The sequence below is a fragment of the Micromonospora saelicesensis genome, assembly GCF_900091575.1.
Lineage (GTDB): Bacteria > Actinomycetota > Actinomycetes > Mycobacteriales > Micromonosporaceae > Micromonospora > Micromonospora saelicesensis.
Genome location: NZ_FMCR01000003.1, coordinates 638,524 through 665,405, shown reverse-complemented (window position 1 = coordinate 665,405; position 26,882 = coordinate 638,524). Strand labels below are relative to the sequence as shown.

The 26,882-nt window shown below is 72.5% G+C and carries 26 protein-coding genes; 12 read left to right on the top strand and 14 right to left on the bottom strand.

The features are described from left to right. The first annotated feature begins 166 nt into the window (after positions 1 to 166). Both GA0070561_RS16095 and GA0070561_RS16090 read left to right on the top strand, forming a co-directional pair. Positions 167 to 616, top strand: a complete 450-nt coding sequence (locus GA0070561_RS16095) for a hypothetical protein (RefSeq protein WP_091401323.1) — start codon at positions 167 to 169, stop codon at positions 614 to 616. Next, positions 613 to 1,011 (top strand): hypothetical protein, encoded by a 399-nt coding sequence (locus tag GA0070561_RS16090; protein ID WP_091401320.1) that lies wholly within the window; start codon positions 613 to 615, stop codon positions 1,009 to 1,011. The genes GA0070561_RS16095 and GA0070561_RS16090 overlap by 4 nt, the downstream gene beginning before the upstream one ends. Positions 1,012 to 1,054: 43 nt before the next feature. On the opposite strand, the gene GA0070561_RS16085 is transcribed toward GA0070561_RS16090, so the two are convergent. Together GA0070561_RS16085 and GA0070561_RS16080 are read right to left on the bottom strand one after the other, a co-directional pair. Further along, on the bottom strand, positions 1,055 to 3,205 hold the full coding sequence (locus GA0070561_RS16085; RefSeq protein ID WP_244166263.1) for a hypothetical protein: 2,151 nt from the start codon (positions 3,203 to 3,205) through the stop codon (positions 1,055 to 1,057). Positions 3,206 to 3,326: 121 nt separating this feature from the next. Further along, entirely contained in the window at positions 3,327 to 4,244 is a 918-nt protein-coding gene (locus tag GA0070561_RS16080) for an SDR family NAD(P)-dependent oxidoreductase (protein ID WP_091401315.1), read from the bottom strand. A 131-nt stretch (positions 4,245 to 4,375) separates the two neighbouring features. On the opposite strand from GA0070561_RS16080, the gene GA0070561_RS16075 reads away from it, so the two are divergent. Beyond that, a complete protein-coding gene (locus GA0070561_RS16075) occupies positions 4,376 to 5,197 on the top strand; it encodes a helix-turn-helix transcriptional regulator (protein WP_091401313.1) in 822 nt (273 codons plus the stop codon). A gap of 15 nt (positions 5,198 to 5,212) precedes the next feature. Here GA0070561_RS16075 and GA0070561_RS16070 read toward each other — a convergent pair whose 3' ends face one another. The 3 genes from GA0070561_RS16070 to GA0070561_RS16060 form a co-directional block, all read right to left on the bottom strand. After that, complete coding sequence (locus GA0070561_RS16070; protein WP_091401310.1) at positions 5,213 to 5,980, bottom strand: TetR/AcrR family transcriptional regulator; 768 nt, start codon at positions 5,978 to 5,980, stop codon at positions 5,213 to 5,215. Positions 5,981 to 6,055: 75 nt separating this feature from the next. Beyond that, the gene (locus GA0070561_RS16065; RefSeq protein ID WP_091401307.1) at positions 6,056 to 7,690 is read right to left on the bottom strand and encodes an MFS transporter; all 1,635 of its coding nucleotides are present in this window, start codon (positions 7,688 to 7,690) and stop codon (positions 6,056 to 6,058) included. Next, the gene (locus GA0070561_RS16060; protein WP_091401304.1) at positions 7,684 to 8,379 is read right to left on the bottom strand and encodes an SDR family NAD(P)-dependent oxidoreductase; all 696 of its coding nucleotides are present in this window, start codon (positions 8,377 to 8,379) and stop codon (positions 7,684 to 7,686) included. The genes GA0070561_RS16065 and GA0070561_RS16060 overlap by 7 nt, the downstream gene beginning before the upstream one ends. 163 nt (positions 8,380 to 8,542) lie before the next feature. Here GA0070561_RS16060 and GA0070561_RS16055 point away from each other — a divergent pair, with 163 nt between their 5' ends. The 4 genes from GA0070561_RS16055 to GA0070561_RS16040 all read left to right on the top strand — a co-directional run bounded on the left by GA0070561_RS16055 (position 8,543) and on the right by GA0070561_RS16040 (position 12,431). Continuing rightward, positions 8,543 to 9,835 carry a sensor histidine kinase gene (locus tag GA0070561_RS16055; protein ID WP_091401302.1) on the top strand — a complete coding sequence of 431 codons (1,293 nt, stop codon included), beginning with the start codon at positions 8,543 to 8,545 and terminating at the stop codon, positions 9,833 to 9,835. After that, positions 9,823 to 10,488: a response regulator transcription factor gene (locus GA0070561_RS16050; RefSeq protein WP_091401299.1), complete on the top strand. Its 666-nt coding sequence runs from the start codon at positions 9,823 to 9,825 to the stop codon at positions 10,486 to 10,488. Before GA0070561_RS16055 ends, GA0070561_RS16050 begins: the two co-directional genes overlap by 13 nt. Before the next feature lie 95 nt (positions 10,489 to 10,583). After that, positions 10,584 to 11,645 carry a Gfo/Idh/MocA family oxidoreductase gene (locus GA0070561_RS16045; RefSeq protein WP_091401297.1) on the top strand — a complete coding sequence of 354 codons (1,062 nt, stop codon included), beginning with the start codon at positions 10,584 to 10,586 and terminating at the stop codon, positions 11,643 to 11,645. Between the two features lie 258 nt (positions 11,646 to 11,903). Beyond that, on the top strand, positions 11,904 to 12,431 hold the full coding sequence (locus tag GA0070561_RS16040; RefSeq protein WP_244166261.1) for a DUF1062 domain-containing protein: 528 nt from the start codon (positions 11,904 to 11,906) through the stop codon (positions 12,429 to 12,431). A 43-nt stretch (positions 12,432 to 12,474) separates the two neighbouring features. On the opposite strand, the gene GA0070561_RS33610 is transcribed toward GA0070561_RS16040, so the two are convergent. The 4 genes from GA0070561_RS33610 to GA0070561_RS16025 all read right to left on the bottom strand — a co-directional run bounded on the left by GA0070561_RS33610 (position 12,475) and on the right by GA0070561_RS16025 (position 14,719). Further along, entirely contained in the window at positions 12,475 to 12,633 is a 159-nt protein-coding gene (locus GA0070561_RS33610; RefSeq protein ID WP_167362418.1) for a hypothetical protein, read from the bottom strand. Positions 12,634 to 12,765: 132 nt separating this feature from the next. Next, positions 12,766 to 12,933, bottom strand: a complete 168-nt coding sequence (locus tag GA0070561_RS16035; RefSeq protein ID WP_091401292.1) for a GntR family transcriptional regulator — start codon at positions 12,931 to 12,933, stop codon at positions 12,766 to 12,768. A gap of 179 nt (positions 12,934 to 13,112) precedes the next feature. Further along, complete coding sequence (locus GA0070561_RS16030; protein ID WP_030335934.1) at positions 13,113 to 13,334, bottom strand: hypothetical protein; 222 nt, start codon at positions 13,332 to 13,334, stop codon at positions 13,113 to 13,115. A 290-nt stretch (positions 13,335 to 13,624) separates the two neighbouring features. Then, a complete protein-coding gene (locus GA0070561_RS16025; RefSeq protein ID WP_091401290.1) occupies positions 13,625 to 14,719 on the bottom strand; it encodes a PIN domain-containing protein in 1,095 nt (364 codons plus the stop codon). A 219-nt stretch (positions 14,720 to 14,938) separates the two neighbouring features. On the opposite strand from GA0070561_RS16025, the gene GA0070561_RS16020 reads away from it, so the two are divergent. After that, positions 14,939 to 16,975 (top strand): glycosyl hydrolase family 28-related protein, encoded by a 2,037-nt coding sequence (locus tag GA0070561_RS16020; protein WP_091401288.1) that lies wholly within the window; start codon positions 14,939 to 14,941, stop codon positions 16,973 to 16,975. 43 nt (positions 16,976 to 17,018) lie between these two features. Here GA0070561_RS16020 and GA0070561_RS16015 read toward each other — a convergent pair whose 3' ends face one another. From GA0070561_RS16015 to GA0070561_RS16000, 4 genes are all read right to left on the bottom strand, one after another. Further along, positions 17,019 to 17,654 carry a CG0192-related protein gene (locus GA0070561_RS16015; RefSeq protein WP_091401286.1) on the bottom strand — a complete coding sequence of 212 codons (636 nt, stop codon included), beginning with the start codon at positions 17,652 to 17,654 and terminating at the stop codon, positions 17,019 to 17,021. A gap of 13 nt (positions 17,655 to 17,667) precedes the next feature. After that, positions 17,668 to 18,762 (bottom strand): SRPBCC domain-containing protein, encoded by a 1,095-nt coding sequence (locus GA0070561_RS16010; protein WP_091401283.1) that lies wholly within the window; start codon positions 18,760 to 18,762, stop codon positions 17,668 to 17,670. Positions 18,763 to 18,829: 67 nt separating this feature from the next. After that, positions 18,830 to 19,879, bottom strand: a complete 1,050-nt coding sequence (locus GA0070561_RS16005; RefSeq protein WP_091401281.1) for an NAD(P)H-dependent flavin oxidoreductase — start codon at positions 19,877 to 19,879, stop codon at positions 18,830 to 18,832. A gap of 29 nt (positions 19,880 to 19,908) precedes the next feature. Further along, the gene (locus GA0070561_RS16000; RefSeq protein ID WP_244166260.1) at positions 19,909 to 21,024 is read right to left on the bottom strand and encodes an NHL repeat-containing protein; all 1,116 of its coding nucleotides are present in this window, start codon (positions 21,022 to 21,024) and stop codon (positions 19,909 to 19,911) included. Positions 21,025 to 21,175: 151 nt separating this feature from the next. Here GA0070561_RS16000 and GA0070561_RS15995 point away from each other — a divergent pair, with 151 nt between their 5' ends. Continuing rightward, on the top strand, positions 21,176 to 22,135 hold the full coding sequence (locus tag GA0070561_RS15995; protein ID WP_141710384.1) for a hypothetical protein: 960 nt from the start codon (positions 21,176 to 21,178) through the stop codon (positions 22,133 to 22,135). Positions 22,136 to 22,207: 72 nt separating this feature from the next. Here GA0070561_RS15995 and GA0070561_RS15990 read toward each other — a convergent pair whose 3' ends face one another. Further along, positions 22,208 to 23,317, bottom strand: coding sequence for an RICIN domain-containing protein (locus GA0070561_RS15990; protein WP_091401276.1), 1,110 nt, complete (start codon positions 23,315 to 23,317; stop codon positions 22,208 to 22,210). Between the two features lie 343 nt (positions 23,318 to 23,660). On the opposite strand from GA0070561_RS15990, the gene GA0070561_RS15985 reads away from it, so the two are divergent. From GA0070561_RS15985 to GA0070561_RS15975, 3 genes are read left to right on the top strand one after another with little or no spacing between them, the layout of a single operon-like run. Continuing rightward, positions 23,661 to 24,128, top strand: coding sequence for a hypothetical protein (locus GA0070561_RS15985; protein ID WP_181539427.1), 468 nt, complete (start codon positions 23,661 to 23,663; stop codon positions 24,126 to 24,128). Continuing rightward, the gene (locus tag GA0070561_RS15980; RefSeq protein ID WP_091401272.1) at positions 24,128 to 25,519 is read left to right on the top strand and encodes a hypothetical protein; all 1,392 of its coding nucleotides are present in this window, start codon (positions 24,128 to 24,130) and stop codon (positions 25,517 to 25,519) included. Before GA0070561_RS15985 ends, GA0070561_RS15980 begins: the two co-directional genes overlap by 1 nt. Further along, on the top strand, positions 25,516 to 26,871 hold the full coding sequence (locus GA0070561_RS15975; RefSeq protein ID WP_091401270.1) for a VWA domain-containing protein: 1,356 nt from the start codon (positions 25,516 to 25,518) through the stop codon (positions 26,869 to 26,871). The genes GA0070561_RS15980 and GA0070561_RS15975 overlap by 4 nt, the downstream gene beginning before the upstream one ends. Positions 26,872 to 26,882: the final 11 nt, after the last annotated feature.

The following is a 26,882-nucleotide window of genomic DNA, read 5'->3' as shown; positions in this document are numbered from 1 at the left end:
ACGGCAGCCAACGACGTCGAGTCGCTCCACCCTCTCGCCCACCACGTCCACAGGCAACGCACCACTGGGCTCCGCCGCACGGACCGCAGCTCGACAGTCGCGACCCACCGAACGGCACTGGTCCACCGGGCGCTGCCGGACGCCGGTCCTCGATCAAGGAGTTGCCGTGGGAAACCTACGAATCCGGTCCCGCCACCAGCCGTACGAGATCGCTGTCCTGGCCGCAGCGCCGCTCTGCGGCATTCTGATGATGACTCTGAATGTCCGGCCGACGTCCGTTCAGACGTCGATGCCGGGGCCCATTCAGGTCGCCTGGGAACTGGGGCTGATCGCGGTGGGCGTGGGTGGACTACTGGGCATCCTCTGGCCCGGCCGGCTCTCCACCGGGCTCGGCCTCGAACTCGCGTCGGTGCTGGTACTCGGCACGATCACCGGCATGTACGCGGTAGCCGTGTTGGTCATGTCGGGCCGCACTTCCATCGTCGCCACGTCGTTCGTGATGGCGGTGACGGTCGGGTCGCTCTGGCGGGCCGCGCAGATCGGCATCGACCTGCGTCGCCTGGCCCGAGCGTGTGAATTGGTGCCCTACGAACAACTGGAGGCAGGTGTCGCGTGAATACCGCACCCGCGCCAGCCGCCCCGCACTGGGTGCAGGTGGCGCTCAGCGTGCTCGGCATCCTCGGCGGAGGCACCGGCCTCGCCGCTATCGCCACCGTCGTGGTGCAGCGGGGCAAGTTCAAGGCCGATGCCGCCGACACGCTCACCGAGGCCGCCCTCACGCTCGTGCAGCCGTTGCAGACGCGGATAACCCAGTTGGAGGGCGAGGCGTTCAGCGCCCGGTCCGAGCTGGGCATGCTCCGCGAGCAGGTCAACCAGTTGCAGTTCGTGGTCCGGGTGCTCACCCGGACCCTGGACCGCTGGCGTGCCGCGATCCGTGCCCCGGACGCCACCCTGCGCAAGGTCCGTGCGACGGTGGCGGAGTCCGACCGGATTCCCGAGATGGACCGTTGACCGGCGTCGGGTCCCCGCACTGCCCGCCGCACGGCCGGCAGGCTCAGCCGGCACCACGGAGGCGTTCGGTGAGTTCGCGCACCGCCTCCCGGAACTCGGGGTCGGCTTCGCCCGGATGGTGCCCCCGTAGCGGCGGCGCGGACCGCTCCCCCGGTGCGGGCAGCAGGTGTGCCGGGTCCCGCAACCGCCTGTCGACCTGGTCGGCCGGATCGGCCGGATCCGGGGCCGGGTCGCCGGGGCGGTGTGCGGCGAAGACCCAGCCGCCGACCGGGTCGGTGTCCCGCCAGAGGTTGAGCCACCTCCACTCGACCCGCTCCCCCACCTGGCGCAGCACCTCCTCGTTGAGGTAGGCCGGAAAGAGCCGGGCGTACAGGCGGTCCAGCGGTGACCCGTAGGTGAGCAGCGCGACCCGTTGACGTACGCGCGAGGGCAACCGCAGCACCGCGAGAGCGAGCAGCGCGGACCCGTGGCTGTGCCCACAGAGCAGAACCCCGACGTGCCGCTCGGCCAGTTGGCTGATCCGGTCGGCCAGTTCCGGCACCGCGCGGTCGGCGTAGCTCGGCGGGGCGAACGGATGCGCGGCCCGCGGCCAGAAGGTGCCCAGGTCCCACAGGATGCCGACGTACCGGCGAAACCACGCGGTCCGATAGGCGAACACGCCGCCGGTCACCAGCGCGAGCAGCAACGCGGCGAGAAGGTAGCTGCCGCCGCTGAGCCCCATCTGGACGGCTCCGGCCGGCAGCCCGAGCAGTTGTCGGGTCAACTCCTCCGGTTCGCGCCCGGTACGCCCCACCAGACTCGTGGCCAGCCCGACCACCGCGAGCGCCGCGTACGCGGCGGCCAGCAGACCCAACCACTCGGTGAACCGCGCCCGGGCGATGGTCTTCGTCGTCAGCCGTAACCTGCCGACCGCCTCCGGTGGCACGACCGGGAAGTCACGGGCGGTGATCGCCGCCGCCGCACGCAGCCGGCGCCGCCGCGACACGACGGTCAACGCGCCGCACAGCAGCACCGCCGCGACCACGTGCAGGAAGAAGGCCAGCAGCGTCCAGCGGTACGGCGACGGTGGCCCGCCGTCACCGCGGTAGCCGCCGAGCAACTCCCCCGTCTGGTAGACGAGGCCGGCGGAGAGTGCGCCGGTCAGGCCGACCGCGAGGGCGGCGAGGACCGCCGCGCCCAGGCCACCCGGCAGCGCGGACCGGCCGCCCACCCGACCGCGCTGCCACAGCACCACCACGCTGAGCACCACCAGCAACACCATCTGGCCGAACAGCGCCCAAGCCGCGATCCCGCCGTAGCCGGGCAGCCCGACCGCCGAGGACCAGGCGCGCCGATCGCCCGCCACGGTGACGAGGGTCGCCACGCTCAGGACGGCCGACACCGCGCCCGCCGTGCGGGCGGTCCAGGTCGCCGTTCGGGCGGTCGCCGCCCGGTCGATCATCCCCGGAGCGGCGAGCAGGCCGACGCAGGTCAGCAGCACCGCCGCGCTGAGCGCCAGCAGCAGTGTCGTGGAGAACGTCGCGCCGCCGGCGCGACGGGCCGTGAGCAGCACGACATCGAGTACGGCGAGAGCCGCGGCGACGTGGATCGCGCGCAGCCGGTGTACCAGCGGCTCCACTGCCCACAATGGATTGTCGGCCGGGCCGGACCGACGGGTGCCGAGGAGGCGCAGGAGGCCTATGGCGGCGATCGGCAGGAGCGCCAGCACGGCCAGCCGCAGCCCGACGTGCCGGTCGTCGAGCCCGGCCATGGTGTCGAAGGGCGGGCGGCAGCGGGCTGCACCGAGACACCGCCAGGCGAGCAGGTCGAGGGCGACTCCGGCGATGGACACCACGTACAGCACTGTCAGGTTGAGCGCGAGGAGCCGACACAGCACGCTGACCGCGACGGCGCGGCGGCGGCCGGTGGGGCGCATCCACACGGCCACGTTGCTGAGCATGAACGGCAGCAGGAAGACCATGGCGAGGGTCCGTCCGACGGTGCCCGAGGGCAGGTCACCCCAGCGGTACGCCTCCAGCGTCAGCCCGTCCGGGCCGTCGCCGTCCGACCGGGTGGCACGGTGGAAGCCACCGCTGCCGTCGCCGGCGACCTGCCGGACCTGCGGCTGGTCGAGGATGACCGTCGGGTCCGCCCCGGACACGCCGTGCACCCGCAACTCCACCACGTCGTGTCGTCGCGGCTGGTCGCCGGCCATCGCCATCCTTCCCCGGCCCGCAGCGGCCATCGCCGCCCCAGTCGTACCACCCGGACCACCGGGCCCGGGTCGGTTCCGCCGAGCCGGGCGGTTGTGGTCGGCGGCCGGCGGTGACGCCGCGCTAGGAGATCAGGTCGGACGCCACGGTCCAGAGCCGCTCGGCGTTGCCCGGGTCGACCGCGTACGCGGCCACGCCGCTGTAGTCGGCGGGTCGCTCGGTGACGACCGGGGCCTCGGCGCAGTCCTCGAAGTAGCGACCGCCGATGCCGTCCAGCAACGGGGATCCCGCGAGCAGCACCGAGGTCGCCGCACCCTGTTGCGGGGTCTTGTGCATCTCCCTGGGCGACTTGAGCCCACCGGTGTGCTTCTGCAACCCAGTGGCGATCGCGCCCGGGTTCAGCGCGTTGGAGTAGATCCCCTCGTCGGCCCAGCGGCGGGTGACTTCCACGGCGAGCAGGGCCTCGGCGCTCTTGGACTGCCCGTAGGCCAGCAGCGGGTCGTAGGGCCGGAACGCGAAGTGCAGGTCGTCGAAGATCACCGGGGAGAAGAGGTTGCCGCTGGAGCTGACCGACACCACCCGGGCGCCGTCGGCCGCGGCGAGGGCGTCGTGCAGGCCGACGGTCAACGCGAAGTGGCCCATGAAGTTGGTGGCGAACTGCATCTCCCAGCCCTCGGCGGTGCGCTCCAGCTCGGGCAGCGCCATGATCCCCGCGTTGTTGACGAGGATGTGCAGCGGCTGGTCCCAGCCGGCGACGAACTGGCGTACCGAGGTCTGGTCGGCCAGGTCCAGCGCGCGGACGGTGACCCGCTCCGCGCCGATGCTGGCCGCGATGTCGGCGGCGGCCTGCTCACCCGCCGCGACCCGGCGGACCCCGAGCACGACCTCGGCGCCGGCGGCGGCGAGCGAACGGGCCGTCTCGATGCCGATACCGGCGGCACCGCCGGTGATGATGGCCCGCTTGCCGCTCAGGTCCACCCCGGCGATGACCTCGTCGGCGGTCGAGGCGAACCCGAAGGGGGTCGTGATGCGCTCTGTCATTGCTGTCCCGTCTCTCGATCACCCTTACTCCGACACTGTCACCCCGGTGGCAGGCGCTAGCCGGTTCCCTGTTTTTCCTGGTAGTGGCAGGACCAGGCTGGGCGGTCGGTGGCGGCTCCTACGATGGGCGGGTGAGCACGGCCGGCCCGCTGGGCGAATACCTGCGTGCCCGGCGTGAGCTGATCGGGCCGGGTGACGTCGGCCTGCCCGCGCACGGCCGTCGGCGGGTGCCCGGCCTGCGACGCGAGGAGGCGGCCCTGCTCGCCGGCATCAGCGCCGACTACTACCTGCGGTTGGAGCAGGGGCGTGACCGGCACCCGTCGACGCAGGTGGTCGAGGCGCTGGCCCGCGCGCTGAGGTTGGACGCGGACGCCGCGGCACACCTGCACGGCCTGGCCCGGCCGGTGCCGGCCCGCCGGGCGGCGCGACCCTCGGAGCGGGTGCCGGTGGGCATCCGGCAGTTGGTCGGTTCGTGGGCCGAGACGCCCGCCTTCGTGCACGGTCGACACCTGGACGTGCTCTTCGCCAACCCCGCCGCGACCGCGCTGGCGCCGATCTTCACCGCCGGGGTGAACCTGCTGCGCGCGGTCTTCCTGGACCCGAGCGTGCCGGCGCTCTACCCGGCTCTGACGGCGGTCGCGGCCAACGCGGTGGCCGGCCTGCGCGCACAGGTCGGGCCGGAGGTGGACGACCCCCGCCTCATCGAGCTGGTGGAGGAGCTGACGGCCGGCAGCGAGCGGTTCCGGCGGTTGTGGGCCCGGCACGACGTCACGGCCCGCGCGGGCGGCGGGGTGCGGGTGTTCCAGCACCCGGAGCTGGGCGAGTTGGCGCTGCGCTACGAGAAGCTCGCGATCAGCGGCACCACCCAGTCGCTGGTCGTCTATCACGCCGAGCCGGGCAGCCCGTCGGCGCGCTCGCTGGCCCGGCTGGCCCGACGGGCGGCACCGCGCTAGGTCACCGCGGGCCGGCTATCGGCTGGCCGCCCGCTCGGCGACCACCACCGCGATCCCGTCGAGGACGCGTTGCAGGCCGAACTCGAACGCGTACTCCGGGCCGTACGCGGCACCGTGCTGCTGGCCGGCCGCGGTGCCGACCCGGGACGCGGTCGGGTAGGCGCCGGGCTTCAGGAAGGTCTCCAGCCAGGGCGCGTGCGACTGCCACCACTGACCGTCGGTCATGCCGGTCTCGCGCTCCAGGTCGACCACCTCGGAGGCGGCCCGGGCGGCGCTCTTCACGTGACCCAGCACGAGGGTGAGCACCGCGTCGACCTCGACGTCGGTGAGCCCGATGTCGACGATTGCGCCGAGCTCGTAGTCGTACTTGGCCATCAGGTGCGGACCGAGCACCGGTCGGGTCGTCTCGGCCCGCAGCATCCAGGGATGCCGCTGGTAGAGCGCCAGATTGTCGCGGGCGATCCGTTCCAGCCTGGTCCGCCAGTCGCCCTCGACGACGGGGCGCGGCATCTCGCCGTACGCGGTGTCGATCATGACGGCGACGAGTTCGGCCTTGCCCGGCACGTAGGTGTAGACCGACATCGTGCCGACCCCCAGCGCCTCACCGACCCGGCGCATGGTCAGCGCGTCGAGCCCCTCGGCGTCGGCGATGTCGATCGCGACCCGGACGATCCGGTCGACGCTGAGCGCCGGACCGGCGCTGCGGCTGGTCGGCTCCCGGGTGCGCCAGAGAAGGGCCAGGCTGCGGGCCGGGTCCGCGGTCGCCTTGCGCTCACTCGCCATGGTGCGGCCATCCTAACAACGAGGCCGTACGCCGTACGACCGCGCCGGCCGGCTCTCGCGCGCCCCCGCACGCTGTCAGAGCGCCTCGCGGTCGTCGGACAGCGTCGGACCGGCGGCGGCGGGCACCAGGTGTCGGACCTCCGGCTCCCCGTCGGTCAGCTCCCGGGCCCGTTGCTCGGCCGCGCGGTCCTCACCGGTCAACCGGCCACCGTGCTGGCGCAGGTGCTCACCCCAGGACGGCACCAGATACACCTCGACGAACCGGTCCACCGTCTCGGCCGGGCGGAACAGCCCCCAGCGCATCGCGCCGGTCCGCTGCCGCGCACCACGCACCAGGTCCATCGCCGCCAGGAACCGTTGGGTCAGCTCCGGCCGGACGGTGTACTGAACTGTCACCAGCACCGGCCCCACCCCCGGGTCCGGCTCGTGCGCCAGGTGCAGTTGCGGCCAGTAGGCCGCCGGTTCCCGGTCCACCGACCGCAGGTCCGGCAGCGGCCAGATCCGACTCGTCACGGTGCCGACCAGCATCAGCGCCGCCGCCGCCAGGTACGCGAGGACCAGCCCGGCCATGTCGGCCACCAACCCCCAGAGCAGCGCGCCGACCGCCTGCCCACCGGCGAAGCACACCTGGTAGACGGCCAGGCCCCGAGCCCGCACCCAGCTGGGCAGGAAGAGCTGCATCTCGGCGTTGACGTTGGCCAGCACCGTCACCCAGGCCATCCCGGCGGGCAGCAGGGCGAGCAGCACCAGCGGCACCGCCCGCACGGTGCCGACCACTGTCAGCGCCACGGTGAACAGCGCCCCGGCGATCAGCAGCAACTGGTTCGCCGACAGTCGCGTGCGGATCACGGCCAGCAGCACACCACCGGCGATGGCGCCCACGCCGAGGGCGGCCAGCAGCACCCCGTACCCGCCGGAGCCCAGCCCCAGCCGCCGGTTCGCGACCAACGGCAGCAGCGCCCAGAGCGCGCTGGCCGGGACCACGAAGACCAGCGCCCGGCGCAACAGCCGGCGGACCGTCGGCGAGTGGCGTACGTAGCGGCTGCCGGCCCGCAGCGCGGCGGTGAACCGCTCGGGCACCTCGACCGCGCGGGCGTTGCCGGGCCGCCAGCGCCACAGCGCGTACGCGAAGATCCCGAAGGCGACCGCGTTGATGCCGAAGACCGGGGCGACGCCGGTACGGGCGATCAGCACGCCGGCCACCGCGGGCCCGACCGCTCTCGCCACGTTCACGCTTATCGAACCGAGCGCGGACGCCGACCGCAGTTGGTCCTGCGGCACCAGCTCCGGGATCACCGCCGCCCAGGCCGGCAGGGTCAGCGCCTGCCCGACCCCGAACGCGAAGGTGAGGGTCAGCAGCAGCGCCGGCGGCATCCGGCCGGTCAGGGTGAGCAGCGTCAACGCCACCGCCACCGCCACCAGGAACAGCTGCACGGCGATCAGCAGGTGCCGGCGGTCGAAGCTGTCGGCCAGCACCCCGGCGGGCAACGCCAGCAGAAGCACCGGCAGCAGACTGGCGGTCTGCACCAACGCGACAAGCGTAGAGGCGTTGGAATGGTTGATCAGCAGCCACTGCGCGCCGACGGTCTGCATCCAGGTGCCGATGTTGGCGGCGAGCAGGGCCAGCCACAGGTTGCGGTAGACCGCCGTCCGCAGCGGCGCCCACGCCGAGGCCGGACGGTCGGCCGGTCCGGCTGCGGCCGTCACCACCGCCCGTCCGCGCGCAGCACGCGCTCACCGGAGACGTAGAGGTCGTCGGGTGCGAGCAGCAGCAACCGGACGACCTCGGTGGCGACCTGTTCGGGCATGGCGTACACCTCGTCCAGGAACTCGGCACCCACCCGTTCCTGTAGCCGCGTCGGCATCGGCCCGGGGTGCAGCTGCATCACCTTGACCCGATTGCTGTGCTGGGCCTCGGCCAGCGAGTCGACAAGGCTGTTGCCGTAGCTCTTGGTGGCCCGGTAGACGGGGATGCCGGGCCGGGGAGCCGCCAGCGCCAGCGCGCCGATGTACACGACGTTCCCGTGGCCCTGCCGGTGCAGGTGCTGCACGGCCTCCCGCAGCAGGTACGTGATGCCCAGGACGTTGATCTCCACAGCCCGGCGGATGTGCTCCACCGACAGGTCCCCCAGCTCGCCGCCCGCCCACATCGAGGCGCAGGCCGCCACCCCGTCGATGGTGCCGTAGCGCTCGACCACCTCGGCGAACCCGTCGCGGACCTGCTCGTAGGAGGAGATGTCGCAGACCGCGCCGTCGCAACCCAGCTCGTCGGTCACGGCGGCGACCTCGGCCCGCTCATTGCCGAACACCACGACCTGATGCTCGTCGACGAGCAGTCGGGCCACCGCGAGGCCGAGGCCGCTGGTCCCGCCGACCACCACGAAGGTTCTGGCACCCATGTCTCTCCAGCCGCTTGACAGCACAGGTCACGCGGGCCGCGCGACGGCGCGTTCTTCCCGTTTCCGAACCCCGCACACCCGTTCGCCGGTAGTGCTGGGCATACCCCGAAGAGTGGATCTGGACGGCTGGGGCACCAGGTCGCTCCCGATTAGCGTCTGCTGCATGACCACGGAACACCCTTCGCACCTGGCCGAGGCGCTACGCCGCCGCCGCTGGCTGATCTCCGCGTGGCCCTGGCGCGCGCTGGCCTACCTGGTGACCACAGTGCCGATCGCCGGCGTCCTCGGCGTCGGGCTGCTCGTCATCGGCGCGCCCCTGCTGGCCGCCGTCAACGGGCTCCGACAGCACGGCCGACCGCCGAGCATCGCGCTGATGCTGTTCCTGGCGACCGGCAGCCTCACCCTGTTGGCGTTGGCCCCGCTCGTGAGCTTCCCGGTGGCCGTCGTCGAGCGGTGGCGGGCCGGGCTCGTCGACGGTCGTCCGCTGGCCTCGTCGCCGTGGCCGGGCCTCGTCGCCCGCTACCGCAGCGCCGCGACCTGGCGGGAGGTGGCGTACCTGTTCTGGCTGGGCGGGTTCACGCCGGTCGCGTACTGGGTGTTCCTGGTGCTGGTACTGCTCGACCTCGGAATGATCTCCAGCCCCTGGCTGGCCGGCGACGCCAACCAGCCGGTGGTGATCTGGCAGCCGATCGACAGCACCGGCGAAGCCGTTCCGTACGCGATCGTGGGGGTGCTGCTGATCCCGGTGCTCTGGTACGCCATCGGTCTGCTCGCCGCCGTCCAGGCAGCCGTGGCCCGGTGGCTGCTGGCCCACCCGGTGGACGCGGCGGCGCTGCGCGAGGTCACCCGTTCCCGCACCCGACTGGTCGGCGCGTACGAGGCCGAACGCCGCCGCATCGAGCGCGACCTGCACGACGGCGCACAGCCCCGGCTCACCAGCCTCACCCTCCAGCTGGGGCTGGCCCGGCTGGACGTACCCGAGGACTCCCCCGCCTCCCGACCGCTCGCCGTGGCGCACGACCAGGCCCGGGGTCTGATGGTGATGCTGCGGCAACTGGTGCACGGCATCCGCCCGCAGAGCCTCACCGACCTCGGCCTGGCCGGCGCCGTGCGCGAGCTGGCCGACGCCGCCACCATCCCGGTCGCCGTGCATGCCGACCTGCACGACGAGCTGCCGGAGATCGTGGAGACCACTGCCTACTTCGTGGTCTCCGAGGCGCTGGGCAACGTGGCCCGGCACGCCCGGGCGACCCGCGCCGACGTACGCCTCACCCGGGCCGGCGGCGACCTCGTCGTCGAGGTGACCGACGACGGTCACGGCGGCGCCGATCCGGCCCGGGGTACCGGCCTGACCGGGCTCGCCGACCGGGTCGCCGCCGTGGACGGCCGGCTGCTGCTGTCCAGCCCGCCCGGCGGGCCTACAGTGGTCCGGGTGGAGCTGCCATGTCGTCGGTGACGCGGGTGGTGCTCGCCGAGGACGAGGTGCTGCTGCGGGAGGGTCTGGTCGCGCTGCTGACCCGCTTCGACTTCACGGTGTGCGCGGCCGTCGGCTCCGCACCGGACCTGCTGGCGGCGGCCCGCGACCACCGACCGGACCTGGTGCTGACCGACATCCGGATGCCGCCGGGTCGCCGCGACGACGGGCTGCGCGCGGCCGTCACGCTGCGCACCGAGCGACCTGACCTCCCGGTCGTGGTGCTCAGCCAGTACGTGCAGACCGGGTACGCGGCGGCGCTGCTGGACAGTGGCGACGGCCAACGCGTCGGCTATCTGCTCAAGGACCGGGTCGCCGAGGTCACCGAGTTCGTCGACACGCTGCGCCGGGTCGCCGGGGGCGGCACCGCCATCGACCCGGACGTGGTCCGGCAACTTCTGCACCGCCCCCGTGACCCGCTCGCCGCGCTCTCCGCCCGCGAACGCGAGGTGTTGGCGCTGCTCGCCGAGGGGCGGTCCAACGCGTCGATCGCCGGCCGGTTGCACGTCAGCGAGGCGGCGGTCGGCAAGCACGTCGGCAACATCCTGCTGAAGCTCGACCTGCCGCCCAGCGACGACACCAACCGTCGGGTGCTCGCGGTCCTCACCTACCTGCGCGCCGACCCGGTGAGCTGACGGGCCGAGATCGGGCCCGACCGCCCCCGGCGTAGATTCTTCTCAGCGGTACCGGCGCCAGGTCAGGGCGCGGACCAGGGAGACGGGGGAACGGCATGGCGAAGGCGCTGCGGGTTGGTCTGCTGGGGTACGGGCTGGCGGGCCGGGTGTTCCACGCGCCGCTGATCGCCGCGACTCCCGGGCTGCGGCTCGACGCCATCGTGACCCGTGATCCGCAGCGACGCGAGCAGGCCCGCCAGCACTTCCCGGACGCCCGCCTGGTCGACGACGCCGACGAGCTGTGGCGTACCCCGGACGCCCTGGACCTGGTCGTGGTGGCGACGCCGAACCGGCAGCACGTGCCGATGGCGCGCGCGGCGCTCGCCGCCGGCCTGCCGGTCGTCGTCGACAAGCCCCTCTCCCCGACCGCCGCGGAGGGCCGCGTGCTGGTCGACGAGGCGACCGAGCGTGGGGTGCCGCTGACGGTCTTCCAGAACCGGCGCTGGGACGGCGACTTCCTGACCGTCCGCCGCCTGGTCGAGCAGGGCGAGTTGGGGCAGGTGCTGCGCTTCGAGTCCCGGTTCGAGCGGTTCCGTCCGACGATCAAGCCGGGCTGGCGGGAACTTGCCGGTCCAGAGGAGGCCGGCGGCGCCCTCTTCGACCTCGGCGCCCACCTCGTCGACCAGGCGGTGCAGCTGTTCGGCCCTGTCGACCGGGTCTACGCGGAGGTGGACCGTCGCCGCGCGGGCGCGGCCGTCGACGACGATGCCTTCGTGGCGTTGACCCACGCCAACGGGGTGCACTCGCACCTGTGGATGGGTGCGGTGACCGCTCAGCTCGGGCCGCGCCTGCGGGTGCTGGGCGACCGGGCCGGCTACACCAGCTACGGGCTGGACGTGCAGGAGGCGGCGCTGCACGACGGTGGCCGACCGGACCAGCCGGGCTGGGGCGAGGTCCCGTCGGACCGCTACGGCCTGCTCGGCGTCGACGGTGACCTGCGGCCGGTGCCGACCGAACCCGGCGCCTACCAGAGCTTCTACGCACAGGTGGCGGCTGCGCTGCGCGACGGCGCGCCGATGCCGGTGGACCCCCGGGACTCCGTCCACACTGTCGAGTTGATCGAGCTGGCCCACCGGTCGGCGGCCGAGGGCGTGGTCCTGCCGGTCCCGACCGCCTGACCGGGGCGGACACCCGACCGGTCGCACCTCCCGCCACCCGGGCTCCTGACGCGTACGCGAAAACCAGTGGAGCGGCGCCGCCGTGCGCCGTTACCGTGCTGCGCAACCAGGTCGTCTAGGCAAGGACGTGCCGTTGTACACCCTGTGAGACCTCCCGAGAGCTGATCTGTCGCGCGTTGCGCAGTTGCGCCGCGCTCCTTTTTGCTGCGGACTTCTCACTGAAACCGGTGTACTTCTGTGCTCATAATTTGGGCCGTCGTGCCTACCTGCCTGCCCATCGTTCGCCGCCGTTGCCACGCATGCCCGTCCCAACGCCTCCGGGCGAGCGGCAAGTTCCGTGTCAACGCCAACCACAAGCTCCTCGACGTCTGGCTGCTCGCGCTCTGCAGCGCCTGCGGGGAGACGGCCAAGCTCACCGTCCTGGAGCGGATGACGGTGCGCTCCATCCCACCCGAACTGCTGGACCGGCTCCATGCCAACGATCCCGGCCTGATCGCCGAGCTGCTTCAGGATCCGGCCGTCCAGCACCAGAACCGACTCGCCCTGGACTGGACCGACGCGTGGCGTCTCGACACCGGCGGATCGGATCACCTGGACCTCGACGTGATCGACGTCGCGGTCCGCAACGCGGCACGGATCCCGGTCCGGCCGACTCGACTGATCGCGGAGGGTTGCGGTGTGTCGCGGGGCGAGGTCGACCGACTGATCGCGGAGGGGAAGATCGTTTCGGCGTTCCGGTTGAGCGGCAAGCTCACCGGGGACTTCACCTTCACGCTGAAGCGCTGACCCCCGCCAACGGGGCCTGTCCGGCAGGACGCCGGGCAGGCCCCTAGTCGGCGTCCTGCTCGGAGGGGGCCTTGTCCGGCACCCGGGCGTCGTCGTCGGTCAGCGCGTCGTCCACCGTCCTGGGCAGGTTGGCGAGCCGACGCTCGGCCTCCCGGGCCTCATCGTCGATCCTGGGGTTCTCCTCGTCAGGGCCCTGCGACATGGGCGACCTCCATCTGGCGCGACCAGCAGCCCTACGTATACCCGACCTGAGGGCGGAGACACGAAGGTCCGTCATATCTCCTGATCACTTGATGAGGAGTAGTTGAATCGAGCCGCCAGGAACTGCCCTTCATCAAGTGATCAAGACGGTGGTCACACTGACGTCATAGAGGTTCGATAGTTCGCTGTAGGTGGGCAGACGCTCCCCTGCCGCGTACTCGCCGCTCTTGATCCGAGCGGCGAGCTGGCGGCTGCCTTGAGTGCCAAGGTCGCGACAACTGCTCGCAACTGGATTGGGCATTGGCGCTTCTGGCGGACGTTGCTTCCGTCATGCTTCAGAAGCGGTGACGTGCGAGTTGGACGGATTCGGCGGCTGTACCGCTGAGCGCTTTCGGCGGACCGACGTACCGAGCGCCGGGCCGGTCGGCGGGCGCGCCGGGCTGGAGCCCGGGAGCGTTGCCGACCCGGCCCGGTGCCGGATCAGCGCTGCTTTAGCTCGCGCCAGGATGGGTGGGTGCCGCGCCAGGCGTCGGCGAGGATGGCCGCCGAGGCCCGGCTTGGGCACTGCTGCACCCGCTCACGACCCGACGCCCCACCGATCTGGGCGCGGACCTCCCAACCCTGCCCGTCAGTACGGATGTACACGTCCCGGCGCCCGCGCGGGGTCGTGTCTCCGTTCCACCAGTGCTCCTCCACCTTCATTCGCCGACCGTATAGCAATTCCCGCGCCGAGGGTACGGCGCAGGTATGCCCGGACCGGGGCAAGGGCGACAATCCAGGCGCATTTCGGGCCAACCGTTGACGGTTCGAAACCATAACGGGCGGTTCTCCCGCTCCTGACTTGCGAATCAGGAACCCCGCCCCACTCTGCACCCTCCCCGCAACTCCCACCCCCAGCCGATGTTGATCAAGAGGTTCGCGTCACGAATCGCGTTCCCGGTGACGCAAACCTCTTGATCAACGCGTGGGACACACGAGGCGGGGCGGGGCGGTCAGGTCTGGGTTGTCAGGAGGTAGTCGTCGGCTTCAGGGCTCCAGCGCAGGTCCAGTACGCCTGCGGTCGCGGCCGCCTTGCAGAACTGCAGGAAGCTGCGGTAGCCGAGCTTCTTCTCGCTGAAGTCGGGACGGGCCCGGCGCACCTGGTTCTTCAACCCGGACAACGCCACCGGGTTCCCGCCGCTACCCAGGTCCGCCACGACGCCCCGGAGTAGGCCGAACGCCACCTCGCGGTCGCCGTGCTCGGGCAGCGAGACCTCGGGGTCACCCTTCGCCGGGCCCTCGCCCAGCTCGATCACGTTGCGCTCGGCGAGGTGGCGCAGCAGTTCGCCGAAGGTACGGAAGCCGTAGTCGGACTCACTGAACGTGGGGTCCTTGCGCAGCAGGGTGCGCTTGAGCCGGGAGGCGGTGACCTCACCGTTGGCGCTGCCCTGCAACCCGGCGACCGACTGGGCGACGAACACGGCGAGGGCGTCCACGTCGCGGCCGGGCTCCTCCCCCGTCGGCCGACGGTCCACCTCCGGCTCGTGCTCCCGCTCCGGCTCGGGTGGGCGTTGCTCCGCGCCGGCCTGCCGGGTGGTGGGACGAGCGCGCCGGCCACGCGCCGGCGGGATGTCCACGCCCTCCAAGCGGTCGTAGTACAGGAACTCGTCGCACGCCGGGGGAAGCAGCCCCGAGGTGGACCCCTCGACCCCGACGCCGATGACCCGCTTGTTCAGCTCGCGCAGCTTGTGCACCAGCGGGGTGAAGTCGCTGTCACCACTACAGATCACGAAGGTGGAGATGTAGTCGCGTTCGAACGCCAACTCGATCGCGTCGACGGCCATCTTGATGTCCGCGGCGTTCTTACGGGACGCGCCCATCCGCTGCGGGATCTCGATCAGCTCGACGTGGGACCGGGTGAGCATTCGGCGGTCCTCGTCGAAGTAGGACCAGTCGGCGTACGCCCGGCGGACCACCACCCGGCCTCGTTCGGCCAGCGCGTCGGCGATGGGCCGGAAGTCGAAGGCCGCGCCGCCGCGATGGTCGCGCGCGCCCAACGCGAGGTTCTCGTAGTCGAGGAAGAGGGCAATCCGGTCTTCTTGATCCACGCGGACCAGCCTACGCCGGGCGTGAGCTGCTCGGGGCGGGCGACGCGCGACACCTCAACTCGACGACCGTCCATTTCTTGCGGCCTGATAGTCGTTTATTTTCGTTGTTCGATAGGTGTCTTGCAGTGCCCTGTCTGGTGCTGCATCATGACGATCAATGTCAGGCGTCGGGGGAACGCCGGGCGGACCTCCACCACCACCCACCCAGGAGGGTCACCGATGTTTCGCAGCCTCACGCCGGCGCGGGGACGCCCCGGCCGGCCCAGCGGCACCGTCGTCGCGCTCGCGGCCGGTCTCGCCGTGCTGGTCGCCGGGCCCACCGCGGCCGCCGCCAGTCCACCCGCGTCCGCCGGCGCGCAGCCGGTGGTCACCCGGGCCGCCCTCGATCCGGCGCTGGTTGCCGGACGCGGCGCGGACGTCGACTTTCTCGAGCAGGAAGCGGAGAACGCCCGTACCAACGGCGAGATCATCGGGCCCGACCGGACCGCCTACACGTTGCCCGCGGAGGCTTCCGGCCGCCGGGCGGTCCGGCTCACTCCCGGGGAGTACGTGGAGTTCGTCCTGCCCAGCGCGGCGAACGGGATCACCGTGCGGTACAGCATCCCGGACGCGCCGCAGGGTGGTGGGATCACCGCGCCGCTGCGGGTCGCCGTCAACGGCAAGCACCTGCGCACCATGACGCTCACGTCGCAGTACTCGTGGCTCTACAACCAGTACCCGTTCACCAACGACCCGCAGGCCGGGCTGCTGCACCCGGACTGGTGGATCACCGAGTGCCAGTGCGTGCCGTCGGCCACCACGCCGTACCCGAGCATCGACAAGCCGTTCCGGCCCACCCACTTCTACGACGAGCAGCGGCTGCTGCTCGGACGTACCTACCGGGCCGGCGACAAGGTCCGGCTCACCGCGCCGCCCGGTAGCGCCGCCGCCTGGACCGTCATCGACCTTCTCGACTCCGAGTTGGTCGCGCCGCCGCACGTCCGGCTGCTCGTCGCGAACGTGCTCGCGTTCGGCGCCGACCCCACCGGCCGGCGGGATTCCGCCGACGCGCTGGACCGGGCCATCGCCTTCGCTCGGCGCGCCCACCTCAAGGTGTACATCCCACCGGGCGCCTACCAGGTCAACCGGCACATCATCGTCGACGACGTGACCATCGAGGGCGCCGGCAACTGGTACACCACCATCAAGGGCCGCGAGGTCGCCCTGCCGACGCCCGCGCCGGACGGCTCGGTGCACACCGGCGTCGGGTTCTACGGGCGGGACGCCGCCGACGGCGGAAGCCGTAAGGTTCACCTCTCCGGCTTCGCCATCGAGGGCGACGTGCGGGAGCGCATCGACACCGACCAGGTCAACGCGATCGGTGGGGCGATGAGCGACTCCACCATCGACGGGCTCTACCTGCACCACACCAAGGCGGGCCTGTGGTTCGACGGCCCGATGCGCAACGTCCGGGTCACCAACAACATCATCGTCGACCAGATCGCCGACGCGCTCAACTTCCACACCGGCGTGACCGACTCCCTCGTGTCGCACAACTTCGTCCGCAACACCGGCGACGACGGCCTGGCGATGTGGTCGGAGAAGACGGCCAACGCACGGAACACGTTCGACCACAACACCGTTCAGTCACCGACCCTGGCCAACGGCATCGCCATCTACGGCGGCACCGACACCACGGTCTCGCACAACCTGGTCGCCGACCCGGTACGCGAGGGCAGCGGCCTGCACGCCGGTGCCCGATTCGGCGCGGAGCCGTTCACCGGGCACCTGCGGTTCACCAACAACACCACCGCCCGCGCCGGCACGTACGAGCTGAACTGGAACATCGGGCTGGGCGCGATCTGGGTCTTCGCCCTGGATCGCAGCATCGAGGCGCCCATCGAGGTGACCGGCGACGCGTACCTGGACAACACGTACAACGCGATCATGCTGGTCAGCGACTGGCCGGTGAAGGATCTCTACTCGATCTCCGATGCGCGGTTCCGGGACGTCCGGGTCGACGGCACCGGCACCTCGGTGGTCAGTGCCCGCGCGGCCGGGTCCGCCTCGTTCGCCAATGTGGACGCCCGCAACGTCGGCGCGGTCGGTGTCAACAACTGCGGATCGTTCCACTTCACCCCGGCCGGTTCGGAGTTCACGCTGACCGACCTCGGCGGTAACGACGGCGGGTGGCTCGCGCCGTGGCTGCTGCCCAACACCATCACCTGCGACGACCGGCCGCCCGTGTCGCCGCCCCCGCCTCCGGCGCAGTGGTGACAGCGGTGGGCGGCCCGAGCGATCGGGCCGCCCACCGCACAGATCAGCGCGTCCTGGCGTACGCCAGCGGCACGGCCGTGGACCGACCGTCCCATCTGCCGCTCAGCGTGCCCCCGGCCGGCCCGTCGGCTCCGGCCCCCGGCCGACGCACGACGACCAGCTCGACGGTGTCGGTGTCGATGAGCGTGCGGTCCTCGTCGACCACCCGTCGCACCGCGCCGACGGTCGGTGCCTGGGCATCCGCGACGCCGTCGACGACGACCGTCATGGTCGGCTCACGCACCTCGCGCCGGCCGTCGACCTCGAAGTACTGCTCCGCCTGGCCGCTGCCGGTGAGGATCGCGTGGGCGAGCGCGGCCGCGTACACCGGGTCGGCGCAGCCGTCGTACACCCAGCGCCGGCCGAGCACCGAGTGCTCGGTGGTGCCGACCAGCCAGGCGTCCGCACCGTCGAGGGGTGCGGCGCGGTAGGTGAGCGGAACATGGTGGACCGGCCCGTCCGGGGCGCCGACCAGCATCGTCTCGATGCCGACCTCGCCGGCCGGGTCGTCGAAGCGGTAGGCGCCCCGGCTCACCACCTCGACGCCGGTCGGTCCGGCGAACCACTGTCGGTCGGGCAGCCAGGCCGTCAGCAGGTCCAGCTTCGTGGGGTGCAGGGTCGCCCTGTGCAGCAGTGCCATGACGGCAGCCTAGTCAGAGGCCCGCGCACTGTTGCCCGCCGATGGTGCAGCTCTCCGGCTCCCGGGCCTTCGGCCGGCTGTCGCGGACGTCGAAGGTGATCGTCTGGGATCCCCCGGCCGCCACCGCGGCTCCGGTAAAGGTGATCACCCGTCTGTCCTGTCGCCAGTTCGCGCCGTCGACGTCGTCGACGGTGGTGCCTTCGGCGAGGGTGACCACCACGGCCCAGTCCGCCACCGGTACGCCGCCGGGGTTGCCGACCACGATCTCGCCGGTGTAGCCGAACAGTCGGTCGGATTCGGTCTGGTAGCGGGCCGTGATGGACGGCGCCGATGGCGGCGGTGGGGCAGCCGACGCGGGCGTCCGCGAGGGCTTTGCCGACGGGGTCCGGCTCGGCCGGGTGGTCGCCGACGCGGTGGTCCGCGAGGGACGCGCCGAGGCGGTCGCCGTGGGAGCGACGGTGGTCCTGCCGGCCGTCACTGTCGGCGACGCGGTCGCGGTCGGTGCGGGCACGGCGGCCGGCTTCGAGTCGGGCGGCAACGTCACCCATGCCGCCGTCCCCGCCAGCAGGACGGCCCCGGCGACCACGGCGACCACGGTACGACGCCGGCGGGGTTTGCGGCCGGCCCGGCCGCGTACGCCGATCAGCGGCAGTTCCGCGGTCATCCCACCGTCGGCCCGGCGCAGGTCCACCTGCTGGAAGGCGAGCCAGTCCAGGATGGCCGGCAGCCGTACCGTCAGCGCCTGTCGGAGCTGTTGCTCGCGCGGCTCGTGCTGCTCGGCGGACCACGCGCCGTGCGTGCTGACCTCCCGTAGCTCCAGTCGGCAGCCCTGCTTCGTGGTCGTGACCGCGCAGGTCAGCTCGCTGAGCCGCCCGGCCTCGTCGCACGCCAGCACGAGGAGGTCCGGCTCCTGCCGCTCGGTCACCTCGACCTCGACGTTGGCCTCGAAGCCGGGCAGGCCGGCGGTGTGCAGCAGCATCCGGTCCGGTACGCCCTCGACCATCTCGGCCTCGGCGAACCACCGGCCGAGCAACTCCCGATCGGTCAGAGCGCGCCAGACCCGCTCAGCCGGGTGGGACAGGTCGACCTGCGCACCGATCTCGATCACGGCGAGACTCTAACGGGTGCCCGCCTGGCCCTGTCCCACCCGCCCGAGCCGGTTGCCGGTGTCCTGCTCAGCCCCAGCGGCTGGACCGCTCGACCACTGTGGCCAGCGCGGTCCGAGCCTCGGCGCTCACCTCGGCGACCACCTGCGCCGCCGGCACGTCCCGGGCCAGCGGGTGCGCCTGCCCGGCCCACAGGTTGGCCACCGATGCGTCCGCGTCGCGCCGGGCGGCGGCGAGCAGTGGACGCGTCAGGTGCAGCACCTGGGGGTAACCGCTCGGTGCCACCGCGTCGTGCTGGCGCAGGAAGTCGTTGGCCACGCCACGGGCCCGCTTACCGGTGTACGCCCGGGTCAACGCTGTCGGCGCGGCACTGGCCACCGCCGCCCGGTGCATCGGCGAACTGCCCGCCTCCGGGCAGCGCAGGAAGGCCGTGCCGAGTTGCGCGGCGGCAGCGCCGGCAGCCAGCACGGCGGCCACCGAGGGGCCGTCGACGAGGCCACCCGCGGCCACCAACGGCCGGTCACAGCGGGCGGCGGTCAGCCGGAGCAGCGGCAGCAACCCGTAGTCGTCGTCGTCCGGCAGGCCGCCGCGGTGCCCGCCGGCCTCGGTGCCCTGTACCACCACCGCGTCCACACCCAGGTCGGCGGCGGCGGTCGCGGCGTCCGGACGGGTGACGGTGGCCCATACCTCGGTGCCCCGCTCGCGCAGGGCGGTCACCGCCGCCCGGTCGGGCAGCCCGAACACGAAGGACACGACCGGGACCGGGTCCGCGAGCAGTGCGGCCAGCTTCTCCGGGTACGCGTCGTCGCCGCCCACCGGCTCGCCCAGGCTCACGCCGTGCTGCGCGGCCTGCGGGGCGAGCCGTTCGGCGTACGCCCGGACGGCGGCCTCGTCGACGCCGCCGGGGTCGGGCAGGAAGAGGTTCACACCGAACGGCCGATCGGTACGCGCACGGACCTCGGCGACGTCGGCGACCAGCCGGCCGGTGTCGATCATCCCGGCGGCGAGGAAGCCCAGCCCACCCGCGGCGGACACGGCGGCCACCAGCGCGGGTGTGGACGGGCCACCAGCCATCGGGGCGGCGATGATCGGGTGGCGCAACGTGGACAGGACGGACATCCCCCCATCCTGCCGCAGGCCCGGCCCGCTCACCGGCGCGCGGTGTGCCTCCACCACAGCACGCCGGCCAACCCGAGCAGGACAAGCAGTGTTCCCGCGCCGAGGGCCAGCGGCCAGGTCCGCCCAGCCCCGCCGCCGATCTCCCCGGCAGCCGGACGGACCGCCGTGGGCGACACCGGGTCGACGGACTCCGTGGAGGGCGCAGCGGTGGCCGTGCTGGCGGTGGCCGGGTAGCGCAGGATCGTCGAGCGGGTGCCTGCTGGTTGACCGGCGGACTCGGAAACGGTGAGCAACGACCGGCCGTCGCGACTGTAGGTGATCGACTCGCCCTGGGGCTCGTCCGGCAGCGGGGTGATCCGCGGGGTGCCGGTTGTCAACGCGCGGACCACGTCGCCGTCGGGCACGTCGTACTCGAAGGCGTCGGCGTAGCTGCGCAGCACCACCCGCCGTCCGTCCGGCGCGCTCGCCGCGCCGGTGATCACCCCGCGCCCCAGAAAAGAGAACGGGTTGCTGGTAGTGGTCGAGGGCACCGTCACCTGGCCGAGTGCGGTCAGCGGCGTCGTCGCGTCCGACCGCAGCGCGGTGGCCGGCGCGTACAGGAAGACCGTGCCACTGCCGCCCTTGGTGACGATCAGCGGCCGACCGGACGCGTCGAGCAGCAGCGCCTCGGCGTCGTGCGGACGATCCGGGTAGGTCATCCGGTGCAGCACCGGCTGCTTCGCCCCGGGCGCCAGCCGCCATACGCCGACCGTCGGCCGGGAGCGGTCGTTGTCACCGATGTCGGCGACCCAGACCGTGCCGTCCCGGCCGATGGCCAGGTCCTCCGTGTCGCGGGGACGGGACGGGAAGGAGACGGTGCGCACCACCGCGCAGCGCTGGTCGAGGAAGAAGATCCGGCGGCGGGCCTCGTCGTCGGCCCCGTCGTTGATCACCACGTACCCGTCGTCGGTGGCGACCATCCCGGAGATCTCGCGCAGCCGGTCGTCGCGCACCTGGCAGACCGGCGTCCCCGCCGCCGCCGCGCCCGCCGTGGCAGCGCCCGGCACCAGCACCACGGCCGGCGGCACCACGCCCGCGAGCAACGCGGTCACCACCGCCCCCGCACGAGCACGCCGCCCCCAGGTCAACCGTCCACGTCCCCGCATCGCCCACCCTCCTCGTCGCGGCCGTGACCGGCCACCCGCCCATCCTGGCCGATCCCGGCCACGGTCGGCGGTCATCGGGGGGACGCGCCGGGAGCCCCGGCCGATGTACTGTCGCTCCGCCTGATCTTCAAGCCGGAGGGTGGACATGTCCGTGAGCGACACCGCGCCGGCCACCCGGTTCGGTCGGCGGCTGCTGCGCCGCCTCGGCCGCCCGGCCGGTGGCCCCGCCGTCGCGTGGGTGCCGCTCGCCGCGGTCGTCTGCGGCCTCTTCACCGGCGCGCTGGCCAGCCGGGCCGCCTGGGAGACGTCCCCACCGCAACCCGACCGGGCCGAGGCCGCCGCCATCCTGAGCGAGGTCTTTCCCGGCCACGACCTCGGCGAGATCGACACCCCGCCGGCGCTCTTCGTCGTCTACGGGCACGCGCTGCGCCTGGGGACCGTCAAGACCCTGGTGTTCGGTGACGGCGGTGAGTATCAGGAGGGCGCCACCGGCGCCTTCGCCCTCGGCGCGCCACCGGCGCCCGTCGCACAGATCGTCACGGTGGCCCGGGAGCGCCTGACCGGTGGCGGCTGGCGGGTGTACGACCCACAGGTGTCCGATCGCGTCAGCTGCGCGGACAAGATGTGCGCCACCCCGCGGGCGATCACCGACACCGCGCTGACCGCCCGACGTGGCGACACCATCCTGAACGCCTCGATCTCCTCGCAGACAGCCGTCGACGCCAGTTACCTCTCGGTCGAGTTGCACCGCGCGCCACCGCTCCTGGTGGTCCCCGCCGGAGTGCTCGGCACGGTGCTGGGCGCGGCGGCCGGTTGGCTGGTCTTCGGCTGGGTCAGCCGACGCACCGAGGGACGCCGTAGCCGCGGCACTGTGAACGGCCTGATCGGTGTGGCCACGGTGCTGTGGTGGCTGCCGGTGTTGCTGGCCGCACCGCAGTTGCTGCACCACCACCTCGGCGAGCCACACCCGGCCTGGCACCCGTACTGGGAGTGGCTGGGCCAGCCGGCCGCCTCGCTGCTCTTCCTGGTGGGCGCGGTGTGCGCGCTGCTGGCGCTGGCGCTGGCCGCCGGAACCCGCCGGAACGCCACGCCCGAGGCGACGGCCGACTGACCGCCGGCGGACCGGTCGCGGCCCGCCCAGGGCCGGCCCGTCGGGTGGACGTGGACCGGCCCTGGGCGCCTGTCAGCGGACGGACCAGCGCTGTGCGCCGGTGCTGTTGCACGTCCAGAGCCGCGTGGTCGTGCCGTTGGCCGTGCCGGCGGAGGTCACGTCGACGCACTTGCCGGCGGAGGTGAGCACGATCGAGCCGTCCGTACGGAACGTGAAACGCTGCGCGGCGGTGCCGTTGCAGGTCCAGATCTGCACCTTCGTGCCGTCGGCGCTCGCCCCGCCGTTCACGTCCAGGCACCGATCGCCGTAGACCCGCAGCTCCCCTGCGGCGGTGCGGGTCCAGCGCTGGTTGGTGCCACCGTGGCAGTCCCAGATGATCGTGGGGGTGCCGGTGGTGGTGCTGGCGCCGGAGACGTCCAGGCAACGCCCGGAAGCCGGGTTGAGCAGGCCGACGGCGGTGCCCACCGGCGGCCCGCCCGCCGGGACGAGGCTGCCGGGCACCGACTGCAGCGCGGCGTACCAGCGGGCCGCCATCTTGTCGTACCCGCCGGCGTTGGGGTGGACGCCGTCGGCGAGGTCGGCGGTGGTGAGCGCGGCGTGCATGTCGACCAGGTGCACCCGGCTGCCCTTCTGCGCCACGATCCCGGGGATCGCCGCGTTGTACGCCTGCACCCGCGCCTCCAGGTTCGGGTCGGACTCCGGGGTGATGGTGGCGACGAAGACATCCGCCTCCGGAGCCGTCGACCTGATCTTGTCGATGAGACCGGAGAGCCGGGCCGGAGCGCTGGCGAGGTTGTAGTTCTGGTTCACGTCGTTGGTGCCGATGTGCAGCAGCACCGAACGCGGGTCGGTAGCCCGCAACCAGGTGACGATGTTGGCGTCGAGCTGATCGATGCGCCAACCGGAGTGGCCCTCGTGGTCGTGGTCACCGAGGCTGGCCGGCCCGTTGAACCCGGAGCCGACGAAGTCGACTGTGTAGCCGCCGCCAGCCAGCCGCTGCCACAGGTTGATCCGGTACCCGCCGGGCACGTTGAACCCGTCGGTGATCGAGTCTCCGAGTGGCATCACGCGTACGCCACCGTTCGACTCGGCCTGGGCGGGTGCGACCTGGGCCAGCGCCAGCACGGCGCCGAGGACGAGCCCGAAGGCCCCGGCGGCAGCCCGTCGTGCGTTCCATCGCATGGTTGATCCCTCTCCTCGAAGGTCGTCCGGGACCGTCGGTGGCAACGCCGTCCGCCGAAAACGACTACCACACCCGGACACACCCATTGATGCTGAGCGATGAGCAGCTCTGGCTGGGCCGATTCCGGCACGAGCGCGAGCCGAACGTCGGACTGGTTGCGCCGAGCGGTCCAGGGGTTCCCGCTCCGCGGCGCACCGCCTCCGAACCTGTCGTACCCGTGGTCCATGATCGTGTCGTCGCAGCGGCGCCCGGAGGGGCCGACATGCGCATCACCCTGGGGATTCGATGGTGGGAGGGCGTGACGTGACGGACGCCGACGGCGCCGGATGGCGACGGCGCAGCGTGCTGGCGGTGGTGCCACCCGCCCGGCCTCGCAAGCTGACCAAGGTGCCCTTTGTCGAGCTGGCCGACGGGCGGTTGCAGGGCGTGGTTTCCAGCGGGTCGGACGTCGAGCGGGTCTACGTCTCGTCGGTCGCCGCCGGCACCCACGCCTACCAGTGCAGCACCAACAACAACCGGCCCTGCGGCGGTCTGCGCGGCCACCCGTGCAAGCACCTGCAGGCGCTCGCCGATGAGGCCCTGCTCCAGTACGGCGTCGACCGGGTCGCCCGCTACCTCCGGGTCGACGTCGGCGACGGGGTGTCCGGCGGCAGCGAACTGCTGGCCCGGCTGAACGGTCAGCCCGAGCCGGCCTCGGCGGCGGTGGTGTTCAGTCGCTTCCTGCGTCATCTGTCCTATCTGGAGCTACCGGGCGCTGCGGCCACGCTGCCCGAGCTGCACTGGTTCCCGGCCACCGGGGCGGGCCGCTGATGCGCGGCGTTCAGATCGCACAGCTGCGCGAGGTTCCGGCCGGGTTGGTCGACGCGCTCGAGGTGGTCGCCGGCTTCGACGACGCCCTCGTAGGCGGCTTCGGCCGAGTCGGCGAGCGGGGCGCGACGACGCTGGCCGCGTTCGCCGGCGCGCTGGCCGGCACCCCGCTCGCCGCCCCGGTGGCCGCCGCGGTCGACGCGGTCATCGCCGGGTCGGTCACCCCGGAGCACATCGCCGCGCTCGCCGGGGCACGTTCGGCGTTGTTCGGCGCGGCGCACGACGCCCTGCTCGGGCAGCTCGACACCGCGCTGGGCCGGGCCCGGTCACCTTGGACGGCGCCGGGCATCCGGCCCGCCGAGACGCCGTCCGCCCTGGCCGGGGCGCGGGCGTGGTGGCACGAGGTGGCGGTCACTGGCTGGCACGGCGTCGACGACGAGCTGCTCTCCGCCGCCGCCACGGTGATCGAGGCCACCCTGGCCGTTCCGGAGCTTCGCCGCGTCGCGGTACTGCTCGACGGTTTCGCCGCGGAGCTGCGGGCCTGCCTGCCGATCGCCACCATGACCCAGGTGCCGGCCCGCCGTTGGGCCGATCTCTGGGCCCGGGGCGTGCTGCTCACCGAGGGCGTGCCGCCGCCCGAGGAAGCGCCACGAGTGTCCGGGCGGCTGCTGCCGCTCGGCGTGGACGTGCACACCCACGACACGGCCGTGCAGGTCCAGTTGCACGCCATCCTGGAACCGGCAGGCGGCGGACCGACGCGGCTGGTGCGCACCGCGGTCGCCGCCGCGAAGGTCGACACCATCATCGGCCCGGCGGTCTGGCGACTGCTGTCGGGGCACCCATCGCTACTCACCGCGTTGGCCGAGCGGCGGGCACTGACCGTCACCGACCTGCCGCTGTACGGCGGCGACCTGGGCTGGGCCGACGACCGGGTCCGCCTCGACGAGCCTGCCGACCCGTTTGCCACCGCGCGGGTGGTGTTGCCCGCAGCGAGTGCGGCGGCGACCGCTCCGCTGGACCGGCACCCCGCGGGCATCGCCGAGCCGGTACTCGTCGAGGGCACCCCGGTCCGCCTCGACGACGGCAGGCTCGCCGTCGAGGTGGACGGCGAACGGATTTCGCTGGCCGTCGACCGATTGCCGGCCGCCGGTCCGCTCAACGCCGACCTGCTCGGTGCCGCTTCGGCCCTGCTGGGCCTGCTGCGCTGGGACGACGGTCAGTGGCAGCTCCAGCCGTTGGCGGTGTCCGCCACCGTGAAGCGGCGGGTCGTGCAGGCGCACAACGGCGACTGGGCGTGCGGCGTCACGGATCCGAAGATCGCCAAGGAGGAGGCCCGGACGGGTGACGCCGTGGCCGTGCTGCGCGAACGCGCGGGACGGTTGCTGCGCCGATGAACGCGCCCATCCCCACCAGCGGGCTCGCTGACGCCAATCGCCGCCAGGTCCTCTACTGGCGATTGCTGTCCCGCCTGTTCGACAGCGACGAGCAACCCAGCCTGGAGTCGGCGAGCATGGCCGTGGTCGACGACCTCGGTCTGCCGGCCGCGCTGCTGGACCCGGCGGTCTCGGTGGACACCATCGTGCAACGGTTCCCGGCGCTCACCGCCGAGCTACGCGGGCTGCTCACCCCCGACGACGCCCGGCCGGATGACGACGGGCCGGATGACGACGGCACGGCCTACCGACCCGGTGCGGCCGAGGTGCGCCGGGCCGCGTTGGTGTCGAAAGTGCTCCTCAACGTGTTCGCCACCGGCTCCGGTCCGGTCAGCGCCACCCAACTGGCCCGTTGGCAGTCCGACGCCGGCTGGTTCGAGCAGGCCCTCGGGTGCGAGCCCGGCGACCTACGCCGCCAGGGCGGCGAACTGGCTGCCACCCTGGGAGGGCTGGAGGGCGACCTGGTCCGGCGGATGCACCTGCGGGAGGTGCTGGCCAACCCGGCGCTGGCCAGCAGGCTGACCCCGAGCATGTCACTGATCGAGCAACTGCTGCGCGACAAGGCCAACCTCTCCGGGGTGGCCCTGGCCAACGCCAAGGCGCTGATCCGGCGCTTCGTCGACGAGGTTGCCGAAGCGCTCCGGACGCAGGTGCAGCAAACCAGCGTGGGGGCTCTGGACCGCTCGGTGCCACCCAAGCGGGTGTTCCGCAACCTGGACCTCGACCGCACCATCTGGCAGAACCTGACCAACTGGAGCCCGGAGGACGAGCGCCTCTACGTCGACCGGCTCTACTACCGACACACCGCCCGCCGCACCACGCCGGCTCGGCTCATCGTCGTGGTCGACCAGTCCGGCTCCATGGTCGACTCGATGGTCAACTGCACGATCCTCGCGTCGATCTTCGCCGGGCTGCCGAAAGTCGACGTGCATCTGGTGGCTTACGACACCCGGGCACTGGATCTCACCCCGTGGGTGCACGACCCGTTCGAGGTCTTGCTGCGTACCCGGTTGGGGGGCGGCACCGACGGCACGGCAGCGCTGGCGCTGGCCCGGCCGAAGATCGCCGAGCCGAAGAACACCGTGCTGGTGTGGATCTCCGACTTCTACGAGGCCAACCACCAGGCGGTCTTCGACGGTCTGCAGGCCGTCCACCGCTCCGGTGCACGGGTCATCCCGGTCGGCTCGGTCAGCAGTTCCGGGCAGCAGAGCGTCAACCCCTGGTTCCGGCAGCGCCTCAAAGACCAGGGCACGCCGGTCATCTCCGGCCACATCCGCAAGCTCGTCGTCGAGCTGAAGAACTTCCTCACCTAGGAGACCCATCC